The organism is Desulfosarcina ovata subsp. ovata, from assembly GCF_009689005.1.
Taxonomy (GTDB): Bacteria; Desulfobacterota; Desulfobacteria; order Desulfobacterales; family Desulfosarcinaceae; genus Desulfosarcina; species Desulfosarcina ovata.
Window position 1 is genome coordinate 6,164,811 of record NZ_AP021879.1, and the last position, 14,276, is coordinate 6,179,086.

14 protein-coding genes and 1 pseudogene are annotated in these 14,276 nt (G+C 52.1%); 8 read left to right on the forward strand and 7 right to left on the reverse strand.

The annotated features are described in order from the left end of the window. Positions 1-3: 3 nt before the first annotated feature. Complete coding sequence (locus GN112_RS27020; RefSeq protein WP_155313008.1) at positions 4-483, reverse strand: Lrp/AsnC family transcriptional regulator; 480 nt, start codon at positions 481-483, stop codon at positions 4-6. Between the two features lie 947 nt (positions 484-1,430). Here GN112_RS27020 and GN112_RS27025 point away from each other — a divergent pair. From GN112_RS27025 to GN112_RS27045, 5 genes are all read left to right on the forward strand, one after another. Then, positions 1,431-2,822: an MFS transporter gene (locus GN112_RS27025; protein WP_155313009.1), complete on the forward strand. Its 1,392-nt coding sequence runs from the start codon at positions 1,431-1,433 to the stop codon at positions 2,820-2,822. A 154-nt stretch (positions 2,823-2,976) separates the two neighbouring features. Beyond that, complete coding sequence (locus GN112_RS27030) at positions 2,977-4,158, forward strand: acetyl-CoA hydrolase/transferase family protein (RefSeq protein ID WP_155313010.1); 1,182 nt, start codon at positions 2,977-2,979, stop codon at positions 4,156-4,158. A 141-nt stretch (positions 4,159-4,299) separates the two neighbouring features. After that, positions 4,300-5,556, forward strand: a complete 1,257-nt coding sequence (locus GN112_RS34605) for a hypothetical protein (protein ID WP_231716904.1) — start codon at positions 4,300-4,302, stop codon at positions 5,554-5,556. A 20-nt stretch (positions 5,557-5,576) separates the two neighbouring features. Continuing rightward, positions 5,577-5,711 carry an acetyl-CoA hydrolase/transferase C-terminal domain-containing protein gene (locus GN112_RS34610; RefSeq protein ID WP_231717148.1) on the forward strand — a complete coding sequence of 45 codons (135 nt, stop codon included), beginning with the start codon at positions 5,577-5,579 and terminating at the stop codon, positions 5,709-5,711. Positions 5,712-5,880: 169 nt separating this feature from the next. After that, positions 5,881-6,336 (forward strand): creatininase family protein, encoded by a 456-nt coding sequence (locus GN112_RS27045; protein ID WP_155313012.1) that lies wholly within the window; start codon positions 5,881-5,883, stop codon positions 6,334-6,336. On the opposite strand, the pseudogene GN112_RS27050 reads toward GN112_RS27045, so the two are convergent. Continuing rightward, positions 6,333-6,551 (reverse strand): annotated as a pseudogene (locus tag GN112_RS27050) (hypothetical protein); the annotation flags it as partial. The gene GN112_RS27045 and the pseudogene GN112_RS27050 overlap by 4 nt on opposite strands. A 57-nt stretch (positions 6,552-6,608) precedes the next feature. On the opposite strand from GN112_RS27050, the gene GN112_RS27055 reads away from it, so the two are divergent. Then, positions 6,609-6,893: a chromate resistance protein ChrB domain-containing protein gene (locus tag GN112_RS27055; protein ID WP_231717262.1), complete on the forward strand. Its 285-nt coding sequence runs from the start codon at positions 6,609-6,611 to the stop codon at positions 6,891-6,893. Positions 6,894-7,128: 235 nt separating this feature from the next. Here GN112_RS27055 and GN112_RS27060 read toward each other — a convergent pair whose 3' ends face one another. Beyond that, positions 7,129-7,521 carry a type II toxin-antitoxin system death-on-curing family toxin gene (locus tag GN112_RS27060; RefSeq protein ID WP_155313015.1) on the reverse strand — a complete coding sequence of 131 codons (393 nt, stop codon included), beginning with the start codon at positions 7,519-7,521 and terminating at the stop codon, positions 7,129-7,131. A 3-nt stretch (positions 7,522-7,524) separates the two neighbouring features. After that, positions 7,525-7,755: an AbrB/MazE/SpoVT family DNA-binding domain-containing protein gene (locus GN112_RS27065; protein WP_197743420.1), complete on the reverse strand. Its 231-nt coding sequence runs from the start codon at positions 7,753-7,755 to the stop codon at positions 7,525-7,527. A 111-nt stretch (positions 7,756-7,866) separates the two neighbouring features. Here GN112_RS27065 and GN112_RS27070 point away from each other — a divergent pair, with 111 nt between their 5' ends. After that, a complete protein-coding gene (locus GN112_RS27070; RefSeq protein ID WP_155310081.1) occupies positions 7,867-9,225 on the forward strand; it encodes a transposase in 1,359 nt (452 codons plus the stop codon). Positions 9,226-9,542: 317 nt separating this feature from the next. Then, positions 9,543-10,388 carry a creatininase family protein gene (locus tag GN112_RS27075; protein WP_162459138.1) on the forward strand — a complete coding sequence of 282 codons (846 nt, stop codon included), beginning with the start codon at positions 9,543-9,545 and terminating at the stop codon, positions 10,386-10,388. 6 nt (positions 10,389-10,394) lie between these two features. Here the strand turns inward: GN112_RS27075 and GN112_RS27080 are convergent, their stop codons facing one another. From GN112_RS27080 to GN112_RS27090, 3 genes are read right to left on the reverse strand one after another with little or no spacing between them, the layout of a single operon-like run. Then, on the reverse strand, positions 10,395-11,366 hold the full coding sequence (locus tag GN112_RS27080) for an FAD binding domain-containing protein (RefSeq protein WP_155313017.1): 972 nt from the start codon (positions 11,364-11,366) through the stop codon (positions 10,395-10,397). After that, positions 11,366-13,645, reverse strand: coding sequence for a xanthine dehydrogenase family protein molybdopterin-binding subunit (locus GN112_RS27085; RefSeq protein ID WP_155313018.1), 2,280 nt, complete (start codon positions 13,643-13,645; stop codon positions 11,366-11,368). Before GN112_RS27085 ends, GN112_RS27080 begins: the two co-directional genes overlap by 1 nt. Next, on the reverse strand, positions 13,638-14,168 hold the full coding sequence (locus GN112_RS27090) for a (2Fe-2S)-binding protein (RefSeq protein WP_155313019.1): 531 nt from the start codon (positions 14,166-14,168) through the stop codon (positions 13,638-13,640). Before GN112_RS27090 ends, GN112_RS27085 begins: the two co-directional genes overlap by 8 nt. Positions 14,169-14,276: the final 108 nt, after the last annotated feature.

The window sequence follows — 14,276 nt, forward strand, 5'->3', positions numbered from 1 at the left end:
ATCCTAAACCCACCCCTGGATATCGGGCGGCAGCAGGGTCCATTTACGGCGAGTGTTGGTTACCATGAACGATTCGGAATGGCTGACCCCGTCCAGTTTACTCATCTCATCCGCATAGAATTTAAACATCCACTCGATGCCTTCGGTTACGATGACCTCGGCAAAGATGTCGTAGCGTCCGGTTACCGCCACCGCCCAATGGACCTGTTTGAACTCCATCAATTGGTCGATAATTTTTGCCATTTTGGAAACGTCATCGACACGAATGGCAATGATGGCCACCAGTATGTTCTTGGTCCTGAACGTATCTACCAGACCGGCAACTTTGAGAATCCCCCGTTTGACCAACGCTTTCATTCGGGAGTTGATTGTCGGTGCGGAAACATCCAGCTTCTGGGCCAGTTCCTTGGCCGGCATGCGGCCGTCCTGGGAAAGTAACTTGATGAGCTGTTTATCGATGATATCGATATCGTTGTCTTTCACAGGCCATCTCCATATTTTATTTTTTAACTATTTTTGTCCTTATGGCTAAATTTAATAAAATTTAATGTCAATAATTTTTTGTAAAATAAAGTCAATCAACTCAAATAAAACACAACTGCTTGTTTATTTTGTTTTTTTATTGCAAAAATGTCATGCCAAATTACATCTGGCTGTTTTTGCAGCAAATACAATCGCAACGGATGCCAGTTGGCGTCCCCAGGACCATTTTTCTTTAAAAATAGAAAACGGATCTCCAATCCGTGTATTTTTGCGGCATTGGTTTGATCCTCAATGAACGGGCTGGCATACTTCCCCGATCATTTCAGATTGAATTAAATTCATATTCATTTATCTCTTGACAGACCAACGCGGGTTTAATATTCCAAACGATGGAACGTGGGTTCACTATATGGAACAACATGGGTTTTAGGCGATTGGCGGAAAAGAACATACCAGGATGCGCAGGATTTTCATTCGTATTCAAGACGGGCTTTTTTACGCATAGTGGGGCTATGTGTGAAAAAGCCCAACGCAGAAGACGGATGAAAAGACAAGCAGGCGGGTATATTCTTTGACAGAAATCGCCTTATCACCATGACTCGCTGTCTACGGCTGCTGGGGAGCACTTTTCAAACCATTTAGATGGTCGACTGACACGGCAGGGAGGACTGATCACAAAAACATCCGAATTCAGAGTCTAACGGATATTCAACGTTTCATAATCTGCGGCATTTTATTGCCGTAACCCATCAATTGACCTTAAGGATCGGGAATTTTATTAATTAAACGAAATTGCTTGTTCTTGAGTCCGTCTTCCGCGTTGCATCAACGGCCACATACTCCCGGTATGCAACCCTTGATGCGCCTTGAAGACGAACACAAGCCCGGCGCAATTACGCTCAATTCATTTCATCCCCGATCCTAACATACGCCAAGCGGAGGCAACCATGGATGTAAAGGCAACAGTAGATGTACCGGACAGGACGGCAGTGCCGTTTGCAGAGGACGAAACGCAAACCAAAGAGACCCCTCAGGGAGATAGGGAATATCGTGAATCCGGATACCGATGGATCGTCATCGGGCTGCTCTCGTTCTCTTATTTGATGGTCTATGTGCACCGCATGTGCCCGGCCGTGCTGGCCCAGGACCTGATCAAAAGCTTCAACGCCACCGGCGCCATGGCCGGGCTCATGGCATCGGCCTACTTCTACCCCTACGCCCTCATGCAGGTTCCCTCGGGGGTGCTGGCCGACAAGCTCGGTCCCCGCCTGCTGGTGACCATCTGCATGATCGTGGCCAGCGTGGGATCGGTGCTGTTTGCCCTGGCCGATACGGTGACCACCGCCTTCATGGCGCGGGTGCTGGTGGGACTCGGGCTCTCGGCCGTGCTGGTTCCCAGCTACAAAGCCCTGACGGCCTGGTTCTCGGGCAGACACTATGTCATGGCCACGTCCATTGTCATCTCCGTGGCCGGGTTGGGCGGTGTGGTCGCCGGTTCACCCCTGGGATGGCTGAGTGAACAGATCGGCTGGCGTGGCAGCTTTCATGTCATCGCCGGAATGACCCTGGTCACCGCCCTCCTGGTCTGGTTTCTGGTGCGCAACAAACCCCAGGATTTCGGCCTGCCGGCGGTGGAAAAGCCCGCCCCATCCAGCGGCCCGGCCAAAAGCATGCCCCTGGGCCGGTCCTTCGGCACCATTTTGGGGAGCCTTGATTTCTGGCTCATGGCCATCTGGTTCTTCTTCAACGGCGCCGTCCTGTTCAGCTTTGCCGGCCTCTGGTCCGGGCCTTATTTCATGCAGGTTTACGGCATGAGCAAAACTGCCGCCGGCAATTTCATCAACATCTTTTCCTTCGGCTGGATTTTCGGTCCGCTGGCTTTCGGCTGGCTGGCCACCCGCTTTCCGTCCAACAGCCGCATTCTGGGCGGCAGCATGTTTGGCATGGCCCTGCTCTCCATCTGGATCTACCTGCGCAATGGAACCATGTCCGTCATTGAACTTTACACCTTCAATTCCCTTTTCGGGCTTCTGGGCGCCGGTCCGGCCGGCGTGTGCTTTGCCGCGGTCAAGGAGCGTTTTCCGATCGAAATCAGCGGTACCGCCACCGGGCTGCTTTACGTCTTCCCCATGGCCGGCAGCGCCCTGTACCAGCCGCTGGCCGGCGCCATCCTGGACCGTTCCGGGCACCTGAAAAGCGGCCTCGGGGCTGGGGATTTCTCGGCCTTGTTCATCGTTTATATCGTCTCCTGCGCCGTGGCCGGTTTGGCCGGATTGATGTTGCGCAGAAAAAAGGCGACGGAAAACGACCTGATGGTCGGCGTTCCGGCAACTGAATAACCGCCGCGCTTCCGATTGCGTTCGGGATCCGTCCGGGTGGACCAGGGATCCGGTCAGACGGTTGTCCCGGTGTGCGGAAAAACAAAACCGATTCATTCTGATTAATTGAAATTGCTATTGGTCAATTCAAATTTGGGGGAGGTATTGTACAATCATGTTAAGCGTAAATGAGATGTATCGGCAGAAGAAGGTTAGCGTGGAAGACGCGGCAAAAATCGTCAAATCGGGAGATGTCATCTGGGCGCCACCGGCTTCCAATGAGCCTGTCGTTTTCTGGAACGCATTGGCCGAACGGAAGGAGGAGTTGGAAGGGGTTGTTGTCCGGCAGTTTTTATCCCGTCGCAACCACACGCACATGGATCCTTCCTTTGCTCCGCATATTTTCATTGAATGTTTCTTCGTCACCGATTCGGTGCGCGAACTGGTCAAGCAGGGCTATGCGACCTATGTGCCTTCAAACTTCGGTGACATCCCCGAAAAAATCAGGCAGAGCGATCGTGTCGATTTGCTGGTGATGACGGTTTCTCCCATGGACGAGCATGGCAATCTCACTTTTGGCCTGGGGTGTGACTATACGCCTGCCGCCATTGAAAAGGCGCGCCAGATCATTGTCGAAGTCAACCCGAACATGCCCAGAACCAACGGATACAACAATATTCATATCTCCCAGGTCGACCTGCTCGTCGAATGTGACGAACCGATGGTCGAGTTGCCCATGCCAACAATTACCAAGATGGATGAAACCATCGGTGCCTACATTGCCGACCTCATCGAAGATGGCTCCACGCTTCAAGTCGGTATCGGCGGAATTCCGGCTGCGGTATGCAAGTTTCTGGAGCACAAGAAGGATCTCGGCATTCACACGGAGCTGGTCAGTGATTATGTGATCGGCCTTTTGGAGAGCGGGGCGGTCAACGGAAGCAAAAAGACCATTCACAAAGGCAAGATCGTGGCCACCATTGTCGAGGGAACAAGGAATTTCTTTGATTATATTGACAACAATCCGGTCATTGAACTTCACCCGGTGGACTATACCAACGACCCGCACGTTATCGCCAAGAACCATAAGATGGTCAGCATAAACGGTACCATCGAGGTGGACCTGTTCGGTCAATGTGCTTCGGAGAGTATCGGCACGGTGATCTGGGGCGGTAGCGGCGGCCAGGCCGATTTCGCCACCGGCGTCACCATGTGCCCCGAGGGTAAGGGCTTTATTGTTCAGCGGTCAACGGCCAAGGGAGGAACGATTTCCAAGATTGTTCCTGTACTGACGCCCGGGGCCAGTGTGACCACACATAAAAATTATGCTGATTATAACGGATTTTGGGGAGTTTGATTCCAATAAGCCGAACATACAGTGGCCTATCCCCCGACAAAAACACAACATGTTGATATTATTGAAGATTTGAGTCTAGACTTTTTACTAATAATTTTATATAGTTAGAGACACATCCCGCCAAAGGAGGTCTCTAACTATATGGGAATAGCAGATACAAGATCCGCTAACCGAAACAACAGAATCATATGTTTGCCCTTTTCTCAAGGCAATTATGAATGCAACATACTCAACCCGGTTGATTTCAGAACTTCCGTAAACAAAAGGATCGAACTGTTTCCGGAATTATTCCCGGCTGAAATCGAAAATGGATATCGGATGAAGGATCTTTATTACTCAAAAAAACAATCCATATGGATCCGTCGAATTAAAATATCCGGTGTTGCTTACACCATTCGTCCTTCATTTGTACTGCCATACCTCGTTGGATTTGTTGACGAAATCGAAGATGCAATGTTTTTTAGAAAGTTCGACATACCATTTTGGGCCATAAGTCGTGTTTTCGGAAAAGATCCCATGTATTGGTATCGAATCGAACAATCTATCGGGCGAAACAGCATTGTCGGAACAACTGTCCGAAATCCTCAAGATGTTCCCGAACATCTTGCCGCTGATGAAAAGCATACTCGAATTTTAGGTGAAAAAACGTATGTGGCCACGACAGTTGGTGATGGCTGTATTCTCGGTGCAGCCGTTGCCAAAGACGCCGGAGAACAAGCGTTAACAGATGCGTATCAAGTGTACAAACAAGAGGCCCAGTGTATAAAGCCGGAATATTCACCGGAAACCGTGAATATGGACGGCTGGAAAGCCACCCGAAATGCGTGGCAATTCCTCTTCCCGGCAGTAGTTATCATTTGCTGTTTTCTTCATGTGTTTATCAAAATTCGTGACCGTGCCAAAAAGAAATACCGAGATATTTTTGAAAACGCCGCATCAAAGCTATGGGAGTGTTATCGCGCTGAAAGTAAGGCATCGTTTTCCCAAAGAATAAGAAGGTTGTACGAATGGTGCGAAAAGAATGCTGTGCCATCCGTTATCATAGATCCCATAACGAAGTTACGGAAAAACATTGCCGCCTATCGTGTTGCCTACGATCATCCTAAAGCACACCGAACCAGTAACATGGTTGACCGGTTGATGCAAAGAATGGATCGCCACCTGTACAGTACCCAATATTTTCATGGATCGATGGATGCAGCGCAGTTGAGTATTCGAGGATGGACGCTCATCAATAATTTTTCACCATACAATCCTCGAACGGTTAAGTTGCACAATGGATTTAAAAGTCCGGCGGAACAGCTAAACCAATTCAGATATCACAACAACTGGTTGCAAAACTTGTACGTTTCGGCTTCTTTGGGTGGGTACCGGAGACCTCCCCAAAATCCGATATAATCAGAAATTATGTGGACCATGTGGTCACCGAATACGGCGTGGCCAAGCTGCGTGGAAAATCCATGCGCCAAAGAGCCCTGGCGCTGATCGACATCGCCCATCCGGATTTCCGCGATGAGCTGCGCCATGCAGCCAAGCAGATCAAAATTATCTAAGAGCCTGTTTGATAAATCCGTCTAAGGCCCGCTAACGGCGTTGGAAAGTGTCTCAAAATGCTCACATATTACGTATATGCTCAGCTTTCGAGCCACTTTCCGCCTTGTTATCGGGCCTGATCCAGACTTCTCAAACAGGCTCTAAGCCAATTAAGGGGGGCATCGGAAGATGATATTCAACTTGGAGGCGATTCCCTGGACGGAACTGGACCGGCTCGACCGTTCGCAAGCATTGGTCATGATTCCCTTGAGTCCCATCGAGGAGCATGGACCGCACCTGCCGTTGGGCACGGACATCATTGCCGCAGCCGATATTGCCGCCCAGGCAGCCGCCCGGCTGAATGACGAGGACCCGCAGCGTCCGGTGGTGCTGTCGCCGGCCCTGCCGTTGGGGTGTGCGGCCATCACGGCGGATTTTCCCGGTACCCTTTCCCTGAGGGGGTCGACCCTGAGAGCCGTGGTCTGTGATATCTGCCGGGCCTGGGTGGGTCACGGGTTTAAAAACCTGTTGATCTGCAACCATCACCTGGATCCGGTGCACATGAAAGCGATTTTGTCGGCTATCCGGTTAAATGAGTGTAACCTTTTTGCGTATGCAGTTATCGATCATGATATCAGATACTAAGTTCCGGTCATCTCTTCACATTGCCAATTCCAGAAGCTATAGTCGTCCGGGTAACCCAAACCATCAAACGATCTTTGGTTAAGAAGCTTTCTCTCTCTTTTCATGTGGGCTATCCAATAATCATCCCAATCATCGCTTGTATAAACTGACCTTAAGAGCAGAGTTGCTTCAGCACCATTTATTGACCATCGGCGACCCGTACCTTCCATGCGCTGATCAAGCGCTTTATCGACCCGGATGCCGTTATCAAGCTCTACCCCAAAGGAGAGACCATCACGGAAGGGATCCCCTTCGACACGCCGGATGCGAAATTTCGCCGTTATCATAACGTTTCCACCTATGAAATGTTCAGACGACACTACCAGGTAGAGGATCCGAGGTGCCGGTATATTTCCAAAATCGTCCACGACATCGAGATCAACACCTGGGAGAGAAAGGTCATGCAGGAATCCCGTCCGACGATCGATGCCATTCAGCAGATCATCATCGAATCTTCCACCTCAGATGAAATCATTAAAAAAGGACTCCGTTTTTTTGATCGACTTTATAGCAGATAAATTTTACACCACGAAGTACACGAAGAAAAAAAATGATGAATTTCTCATTCCCTCTTCGTGTACTTCGCGTCTTCGTGGTAAGAAAAAGACTGCTTTTGTATTTCGATTAAGCAAACGACAATCGCTTCGCTGACAACGATTCGTAAATGCGAAAAACAAAGTCTATCGCGCTGTGCCTGCGTTTTTATCGTTGTCGGCTTTATTTTGTTTTTCGATTTCGAAACCGAAACGCCCCCTAATTTATTTCTTTAGACCAGCGACGGATGAATACAGCCACATCGGCCTTTCCAAGTTCTCCGCGCGCCACAGCCATTACCATGTCAGCGAAATTATCTTCGGGAGCGTCGAAATCATAATCGTTCAAGGCGAGAAAGATGAGGGCTGCCACGGCCCCCACCCGCTTGTTGCCATCCACAAAAGGATGGTTCATGACCAGGTGAAAGAGATACGCCGCCGCCATTTCATGGATATCCGTGTGAAGAAATTCACCACCGTATGTTGCGGCCGGCATGGCAATGGCGGAATGGAGCCGCTGCATATCACGGATACCCGATGCTCCGCCATAACGGGATATCTGGTCTCGATGAATTTCCAATACCTCTGTCAGGCTGAGAAACGTAGGTGACATCGATTATTCCGCCAGCTTTTTCAGCGCTTTTGGATATCGGTCATTAATCTTCTTTAACGCAGATTTGAAATCAGCGCTGCGTTTGGTGTCCGTTATCGGAGACAGAACAAGTACCCGTCCATCAGTAGTGACTTCAAACGGCGTTTCAGCATCTGCGCCAAGCAGTTCCAGAATCGGTTTTTCGATGACGAGAGCTAAACTGTTGCCATGTTTGGTTAATGTCTTTATCATCATTCTGCCTCTTTACACTCGAGTTTTCGAAAAATAGTGCGGGACATTATTCTCAATATGTGCGATAATATTTCTGGAGGTGTATAACGTGCTGAAATAGAAGGGATAATAAGGATGAAGATTCCGTGCGCTAAGCCGCTCGCATTCCTTGTCACCGGGCTGTCCTTTTTGAAACCAGGGCTAACCAACATTCAATTTGATAACATGATACTGGTCGCAACGGCCTTGGTATTGGGTTCTGGATTCAACCTGAGCCGCATTAGTCGAATGTGGTTGGAAGAAAAGGCGGTTAGCACGCTTTCTTATTTTTTATCCGATGCAAAATTTTACATCCCCGAGTTGCAATTGCTTTATGCCAAACGCATCCAGCAAATGTACACCCTTCAACCAGGTTATTTTCTGATCGACGACACAATGAAACACCATACCAAATTCTGCAAATGGATTCACGGTGTGTTTGTTTTATTCGATCATGCCTTTGGAACGAACATGAAGGCAACCTGCCTTGTTTTTGTGTATTACAGTGATGGAAACCTTATCAAATTTCCAATCAATTTCAGAATGTTTCACAAAGAAACGGGGACGATGCCTTGGCAAAGAGGGAAAGCCCATCCATACAAAACCAAGTATGCGCTTGCCGTCGAGATACTGGAGTGGGCATTGGAAGTCGGTTTCCCCCCTTCCATGGTGTTAGCGGATTCCTGGTTTTGCACAGGGCCGTTTATCAAAGAACTTAAACGCCTTGAGCTCAGTTATATTATCGAACTCAAACCCAATTACACGGTCAGGGTCCCATGCCAGCCCCCTAAGCTCACCCCCAAAGGGCGATTGTCAAAAAATCAATATTACACGCGGTCCCTGCCCGAGGTTTATAAATCCATTTCTTACGTTGAAAAATACGGCTTTACAGCAGACCCGGCAACTGGTAAAGCTCAAAAAGTTCTTTATCACACGAAGACTAAGACGCTTCGTTTAAATTCTATAACTGGCAAGCATTGTGTTGTTGAAAGTGTTGATCCCACCACTCAAACCACGAAATATTTACTTACCGATCAACTCACTTGGGAAGCCGGTAAAATTCTCATCACTTACAGCCATAGATGGGTAATTGAAGAGTTTTTCAGGAATGCGAAGCAGCTAACCGATATGGAGGGAGCCACTATCAGGAGTGAGCAAGGCGTATCAATAACGATATGCCTGGTGTCCTGGATTGACTCCCTCCTCCATTTTGAAAACTACAAGCAAAGCACTGCTGGAAAACTGTCAAAGGGATCATTAACGATCCCCTCAATTATACGTCAATCCCAATACGAAAATTTCAAGGCAGTATTTGAGAGACTGAAGGCGGACGAAGATTTTTATCGCAAGTGGTTAGAAGTGGAAGAGAAAAATATCTTCAGGTTCCGCAAACCGAGAAAAGAAGTGGAGTTGCTCGAACGGAACCAGAATCTCAATCCCCAAGAGGCTGCATAGCAATGAAAGTGCCATAATCACAATTTGTCAAAGAACTATTTTTCGAAAACTCGAGTTTACATTATTAACAGAAATCATGTAGCCACATTGTTTATACAATATTACAACTTGTCTGATGGCCAGTCAAGAAATGGGGCGTATGAAAACAGGTCACCATAATTGAGTTTTACTGGATGTCTTCCCTTGCCGAAGCGTTTATAGGCCTGGTTGGCGAGAGCCATTTATTGAACATCCACTGGCACAATCTTAAAAAGGGGTTGGGCCAACAAATGGTTAAAACGCAAACGATCCCTTCCGAACGTAAAGGATCTCAACAGATGATCGTCGAATTGGAAACGATAACCTGGACGGAACTGGACAAGATAAACCGTTCGCAAGCACTGGTCATGATTCCCTTGAGTCCCATCGAGGAGCATGGACCGCACCTGCCGTTGGGCACGGACATCATTGCCGCAGCCGACATTGCCGCCCAGGCAGCCGCCCGGCTGAATGACGAGGATCCGCAGCGTCCGGTGGTGCTGTCGCCGGCCCTGCCGTTGGGGTGTGCGGCCGTCACGGCGGATTTTCCCGGTACCCTTTCCCTGAGGGGGTCGACCCTGAGAGCCGTGGTCTGTGATATCTGCCGGGCCTGGGTGGGGCATGGGTTCAAAAACCTGTTGATCTGCAACCATCACCTGGATCCGGTGCACATGAAGGCAATTTTGTCGGCCATTCGAGCCGTGGAAGATGAATCAGAGATTCGCATTGCCGAGACCATGAGCCGCACGGTGTATGCCGGTGCCGAGAATGAGGCCATTACCCGCGGCCGGGCCATGGGCCTGGACATGCGCTACGAGATCCATGCCGATGCCAAGGAAACCGCTTACATCCAGTATCGGCGACCGGAGCTGTTCCGGGCGGAGGCGGCGGCCGATCTCGACCCGGTCCGGATCGATGTGAAAAAAGGCATGCGTGACGGCTACACCACTTTCAAACAGATGGGCGCCGCCTTGGGCTATCTCGGCACTCCCCGGGCGGGCGATGCCGAGTATGGACAACTCTACCTGGACGTGGCCGTGCGTCAGACCGTGGAACTGGCCATGAAACTCGTCAACGGAGAAGCGCTGCCGCCGATCCATCCAAAAATCGAGGCGTTTCTGGACAAGCAGGTCAAGCTGGAATGAACATTTTCAGATTCGCAGTGCGCGGCGCACCAGTGTTTTGGCGATTTCGATCTTGTAGGCATTGCCGCTCAATGGCACGGCGCCAGCCACACTGGCTTCGGCGGCTTTCCCGATGACGGCCTGGTCCAGTTCGCGGCCGACCAAAGCCGCTTCTGCCTCAGTCGCCCGGTAAGGCCCGGGCGCCACCGCACCCAGAACCACCCGGGCGTCAGCGACGGTTTCTGCATCCATGGACACCACCAGGCCCACACTGACCGTGGCGAAATCGATGGCATCGCGTACCCGATGCTTGATAAATACCTGCCGGTTATTCTGGGCCGGGCGGGGGACCCTTATCCCTGTGATCATCTCATCCGTTTCCAGCACGTTGCCCAACGGACGATAGAAACCCGTTACCGCCACGGATCGTTCGCCCCTGGGACCGCTGATTTGGATTTCGGCATCCAGGGCGGCCAGGGCCACGGCCATATCGGACGGGCAGACGGCAAAACACTTTTTGCCCCCGAAAATGGCGTGATAGCGGTTGTCCCCCTTGACGGCCAGGCAGGCGCCTTCCCCCTTGCGCTTGCACATGATGCGGCCACCGATGGAATGGGGGTAGCGGAAATACCAGCAGCGGGTCTCCTGGGCCAGATTGCCGCCCAGGGTGCCCACGTTGCGAATTTGGGGCATGGCTACCGAAGCCGCGGCTTCGGCGAGAATCGGATACGCGTCCTGGATCGCCTCTGAATCAACGATGTCCGACAGGCGGGTCAAGGCACCGATGATCAGCCCCCCGCTTTCCTGTTTAATCTGATCCAGGCCCGTGATGGGTTTGATATTCACCACCACGTCCGGATAGTTGGTTGTTGCCTTGCTTTTGAGCAAGCCGATAAGATCGGTGCCACCGGCCATCAATTTGGCGTTATCGCCATGTTTTGAAAGGATGGATATGGCATCGGTCACGCTGCTTACCGTTGCGTGCTGGAATGTCTTCATCACGTTGTTCCCTTCTCTTTTATTTTCCCCAAGGCATTGAGAATTTTGTCGGCGGTTACCGGATAGCTGGTGATACGCGTACCGATGGCGTTGTAAACTGCCATGAGCACGGCGCTGGGACCGGGCGAGGTGGCGATTTCACCGACCCCGACGGCTTTGAAGCGGTGGCTGGGTATGGGCGTTTCCAGGATCACGTTGGTAAAATTGGGCAGATCGGTGAACGTCCGCCATTTGTAATCCACCATGTTGCCGTTGAGCATGCGGCCGCTGGCTTCATCCAGAACGCTCTCCTCAAACAGGGCGGTATCCAGCCCGGCCGACCCAAAAGCTCCGTGGAGCTGGCCGTTGAGGACTTTGGGCGAGATGATCTGACCGCAATCCGTGGCATTGACCACATTCGTAAGGCTTACCTGGCCGGTTTCGGTATCCACTTCCACTTCCACAAAAGACATCAAAAAGTTGCACAGCGAGTAATCCGGCTCGAAGCGGCCCTTGCCCGTAATCGTGCGGTAGAGCCCCAAAATGCGGTGCCAAGGAACTTTTTTCTCGGGGCGGCCGATGATATGAACTTTTCCGTTTTTCGTCTCCAGCTGTTCGGCCGTAACGTTTAATTGAATCGCTGCATGCTCAAGCAGTTTCTGCCGGGCATCTTCCGCCGCGGCGATGACCGCCGAGCCCACGGCGTAGGTGCCGCGGGATCCCATCAGGCCAAACTCGAAGGGGTTGAGATGGGTGTCCGGGGGCGACATGTCGACCCGTTCCAAAGGCATGTCCAAGACTTCGGCGACCATCTTGCACAAACTGCTGCGCTGACCCAGTCCGGCCTCGGACACACAGCAGTAAAGCACGGCCCGGCCGTCCGGCGTAAGTTTGATCAACGCTTCGGACGAGTCCTCGCCCACATCCGCGTTGCTGTGAACGCCCACACCGACACCCACACGCTTGGTGCCGTTGACGGCGGTGGGGTTGCCCCAGCCCTGCCACTTCTCCTGCCAGCCGAATGCCTCGGCCCCTTTGTCGATGGCCGTGTTGAAATCGACACCGCGGTACGTCCACCAGTTGCCCTCGCGCCAGAAATAGCCGTCGCCCGGCTTGACGCTGTTTTTCTTGAAAAAGTCGATCGGGTCGATGTCGGCTTTTTCCAGTGCCCTGCCGATGATCGGCAGGATCGAGCTCTCCAGCTCCTGCCCCCCGTAGCCGCGCACGATGCCCGACGGCGAGCGGTTGGTGCAGACCAGTTTGCCCGCAAGGTCCCAGTTGGCGCAGCGCAGGTTCAACTGCACCTCGCCAAGTCCCACGGCAATCTGGAACGGTCCGGACTCCGAGCCCGAACCGGTGTTGACCATCCATACGCCGCTGATGGCGGTAACGGTGCCGTCTTTTTTTATGCCCACTTTGGCTTTTACCCGGGAGCCCAGGCGCATGGAGTAGCTGTGGAAATGCTCTTCCTTGGTGTAGTAGATCTTGACCGGTTTGCCGGTGGCTTTGGCCAGTTGGGCGGCATAGCCCACCGGTGTCAGGTTGGCGTTTTTGGTGCCGTAGCTGCCGCCGCACTGGGTACTGATGGCGCGCATGTCGGCCATATCGATGAACGGGATGCCGATGAACCGGAAAAAGGCGATGGACTGGGAGGGGGTGTAGATCGTCAAACAGTCCGGCGTTTCCCAGGTGGCGATCACGCCGGGCGGTTCGGGGGGCAGGGGATTGGGAAAAATTTCGTACCCGCAGGTATCCTCGATGATGTAATCCGCTTGGGCAAACCCTTTTTCCACATCCCCCAGGCGCAGGTGCTGCAGCAGATGGGGCTCGTACACCGGCGCCTCATCGGGATAGGTGTTGTTCGGGTACTGGGGATAAAGCGGCGGCGCATCGATGGTCATGGCCTCTTCCACATCAAAGACTGCCGGCAAGGTCTCGTATTCCACATCGATCAGTTCCAGGGCGGCCTCGGCGATGTCCGGCGTGTCTGCCGCCACCAGGGCCACGGCATCGCCCACAAAGCGGACCTTGTCGTCCAGCACCGGCATGTGTTTGGGAATGCCCCACTCCCAGCGGGGGATGTCCGTGTGCGTCAGGACGGCGCGCACGCCGGGCATGGTCCGGGCCCGGTCAACATCGATGCGGGTGAGATTGGCGTGGGCATGGGGGCTTCTGAGAACTTTACCGTGCAGCATCCCGGGAAGCTGTACATCGTTAAAAAACCGGGCCTTGCCGGTAACGATGTCCCGGGCATCCTTGCGCGCCGTTTCTTTGCCGATATGTCTTAAGCCTCTACTCATGGTCGCCTCCCTTTGCAGTCGCTTCGCACACAGCGTCGATAACCTCGTAGTGAGAAATACAGCGGCAGAAATGACCGGATAACGCCTGTTTGATGGAGTCCCGTGTGGGGTGCGGATCCTGGTCGATCAGTGACTTGGTGCTCATCAGGATTCCCGGGGTGCAGAATCCACATTGAAAGGCGCTGTTGTCCACAAATGACTGCTGCAGGGGATGCAATTCTCCGCTGTCGGCATCTTCCAGCCCCTCGATGGTTTCCACCCGGGCGCCGTCACATTCCACGGTCAGGGTCATGCAGGAAAGAATCGGTTTGCCGTTCATGATGACCGTGCATGCCCCGCAGGATCCCTGATCGCAGCTGATCTTGGTGCCGGTCAGGCCCAGCGTTTCGCGCAAGGTATGGGCCAGGGTGTCTGACGGGGCCACCGTTCCAACGGCCTCTCCGATGGCAAGGGCGTAGTCCGTTCCGTTGACGTTGAGGTGAATGGTGTGACGCGTTTGGCTTTGTTGTTGTTGCGTATTCATCGTTTCCTCTCTCTCATTTTACAGGTAGGAAATCACCTGATCCCGGAAAAGCAGTGCCGGACGCTGTGGGGTGTTGAACGCTCGTTTTGCATGTCAAATCCTCCGGTA

What these genes read in the sequence shown, in the direction of transcription:
- GN112_RS27065 (WP_197743420.1), bottom strand. Translation starts at nt 7,755, where the DNA reads ATGATGATAAAGACATTAACCAAACATGGCAACAGTTTAGCTCTCGTC.
- GN112_RS27090 (WP_155313019.1), bottom strand. Translation starts at nt 14,168, where the DNA reads ATGAATACGCAACAACAACAAAGCCAAACGCGTCACACCATTCACCTC.
- GN112_RS27060 (WP_155313015.1), bottom strand. Translation starts at nt 7,521, where the DNA reads ATGTCACCTACGTTTCTCAGCCTGACAGAGGTATTGGAAATTCATCGA.
- GN112_RS27030 (WP_155313010.1), top strand. Translation starts at nt 2,977, where the DNA reads ATGTTAAGCGTAAATGAGATGTATCGGCAGAAGAAGGTTAGCGTGGAA.
- GN112_RS27085 (WP_155313018.1), bottom strand. Translation starts at nt 13,645, where the DNA reads ATGAGTAGAGGCTTAAGACATATCGGCAAAGAAACGGCGCGCAAGGAT.
- GN112_RS27080 (WP_155313017.1), bottom strand. Translation starts at nt 11,366, where the DNA reads ATGAAGACATTCCAGCACGCAACGGTAAGCAGCGTGACCGATGCCATA.
- GN112_RS27070 (WP_155310081.1), top strand. Translation starts at nt 7,867, where the DNA reads ATGAAGATTCCGTGCGCTAAGCCGCTCGCATTCCTTGTCACCGGGCTG.
- GN112_RS27075 (WP_162459138.1), top strand. Translation starts at nt 9,543, where the DNA reads ATGATCGTCGAATTGGAAACGATAACCTGGACGGAACTGGACAAGATA.
- GN112_RS27045 (WP_155313012.1), top strand. Translation starts at nt 5,881, where the DNA reads ATGATATTCAACTTGGAGGCGATTCCCTGGACGGAACTGGACCGGCTC.
- GN112_RS27025 (WP_155313009.1), top strand. Translation starts at nt 1,431, where the DNA reads ATGGATGTAAAGGCAACAGTAGATGTACCGGACAGGACGGCAGTGCCG.
- GN112_RS34605 (WP_231716904.1), top strand. Translation starts at nt 4,300, where the DNA reads ATGGGAATAGCAGATACAAGATCCGCTAACCGAAACAACAGAATCATA.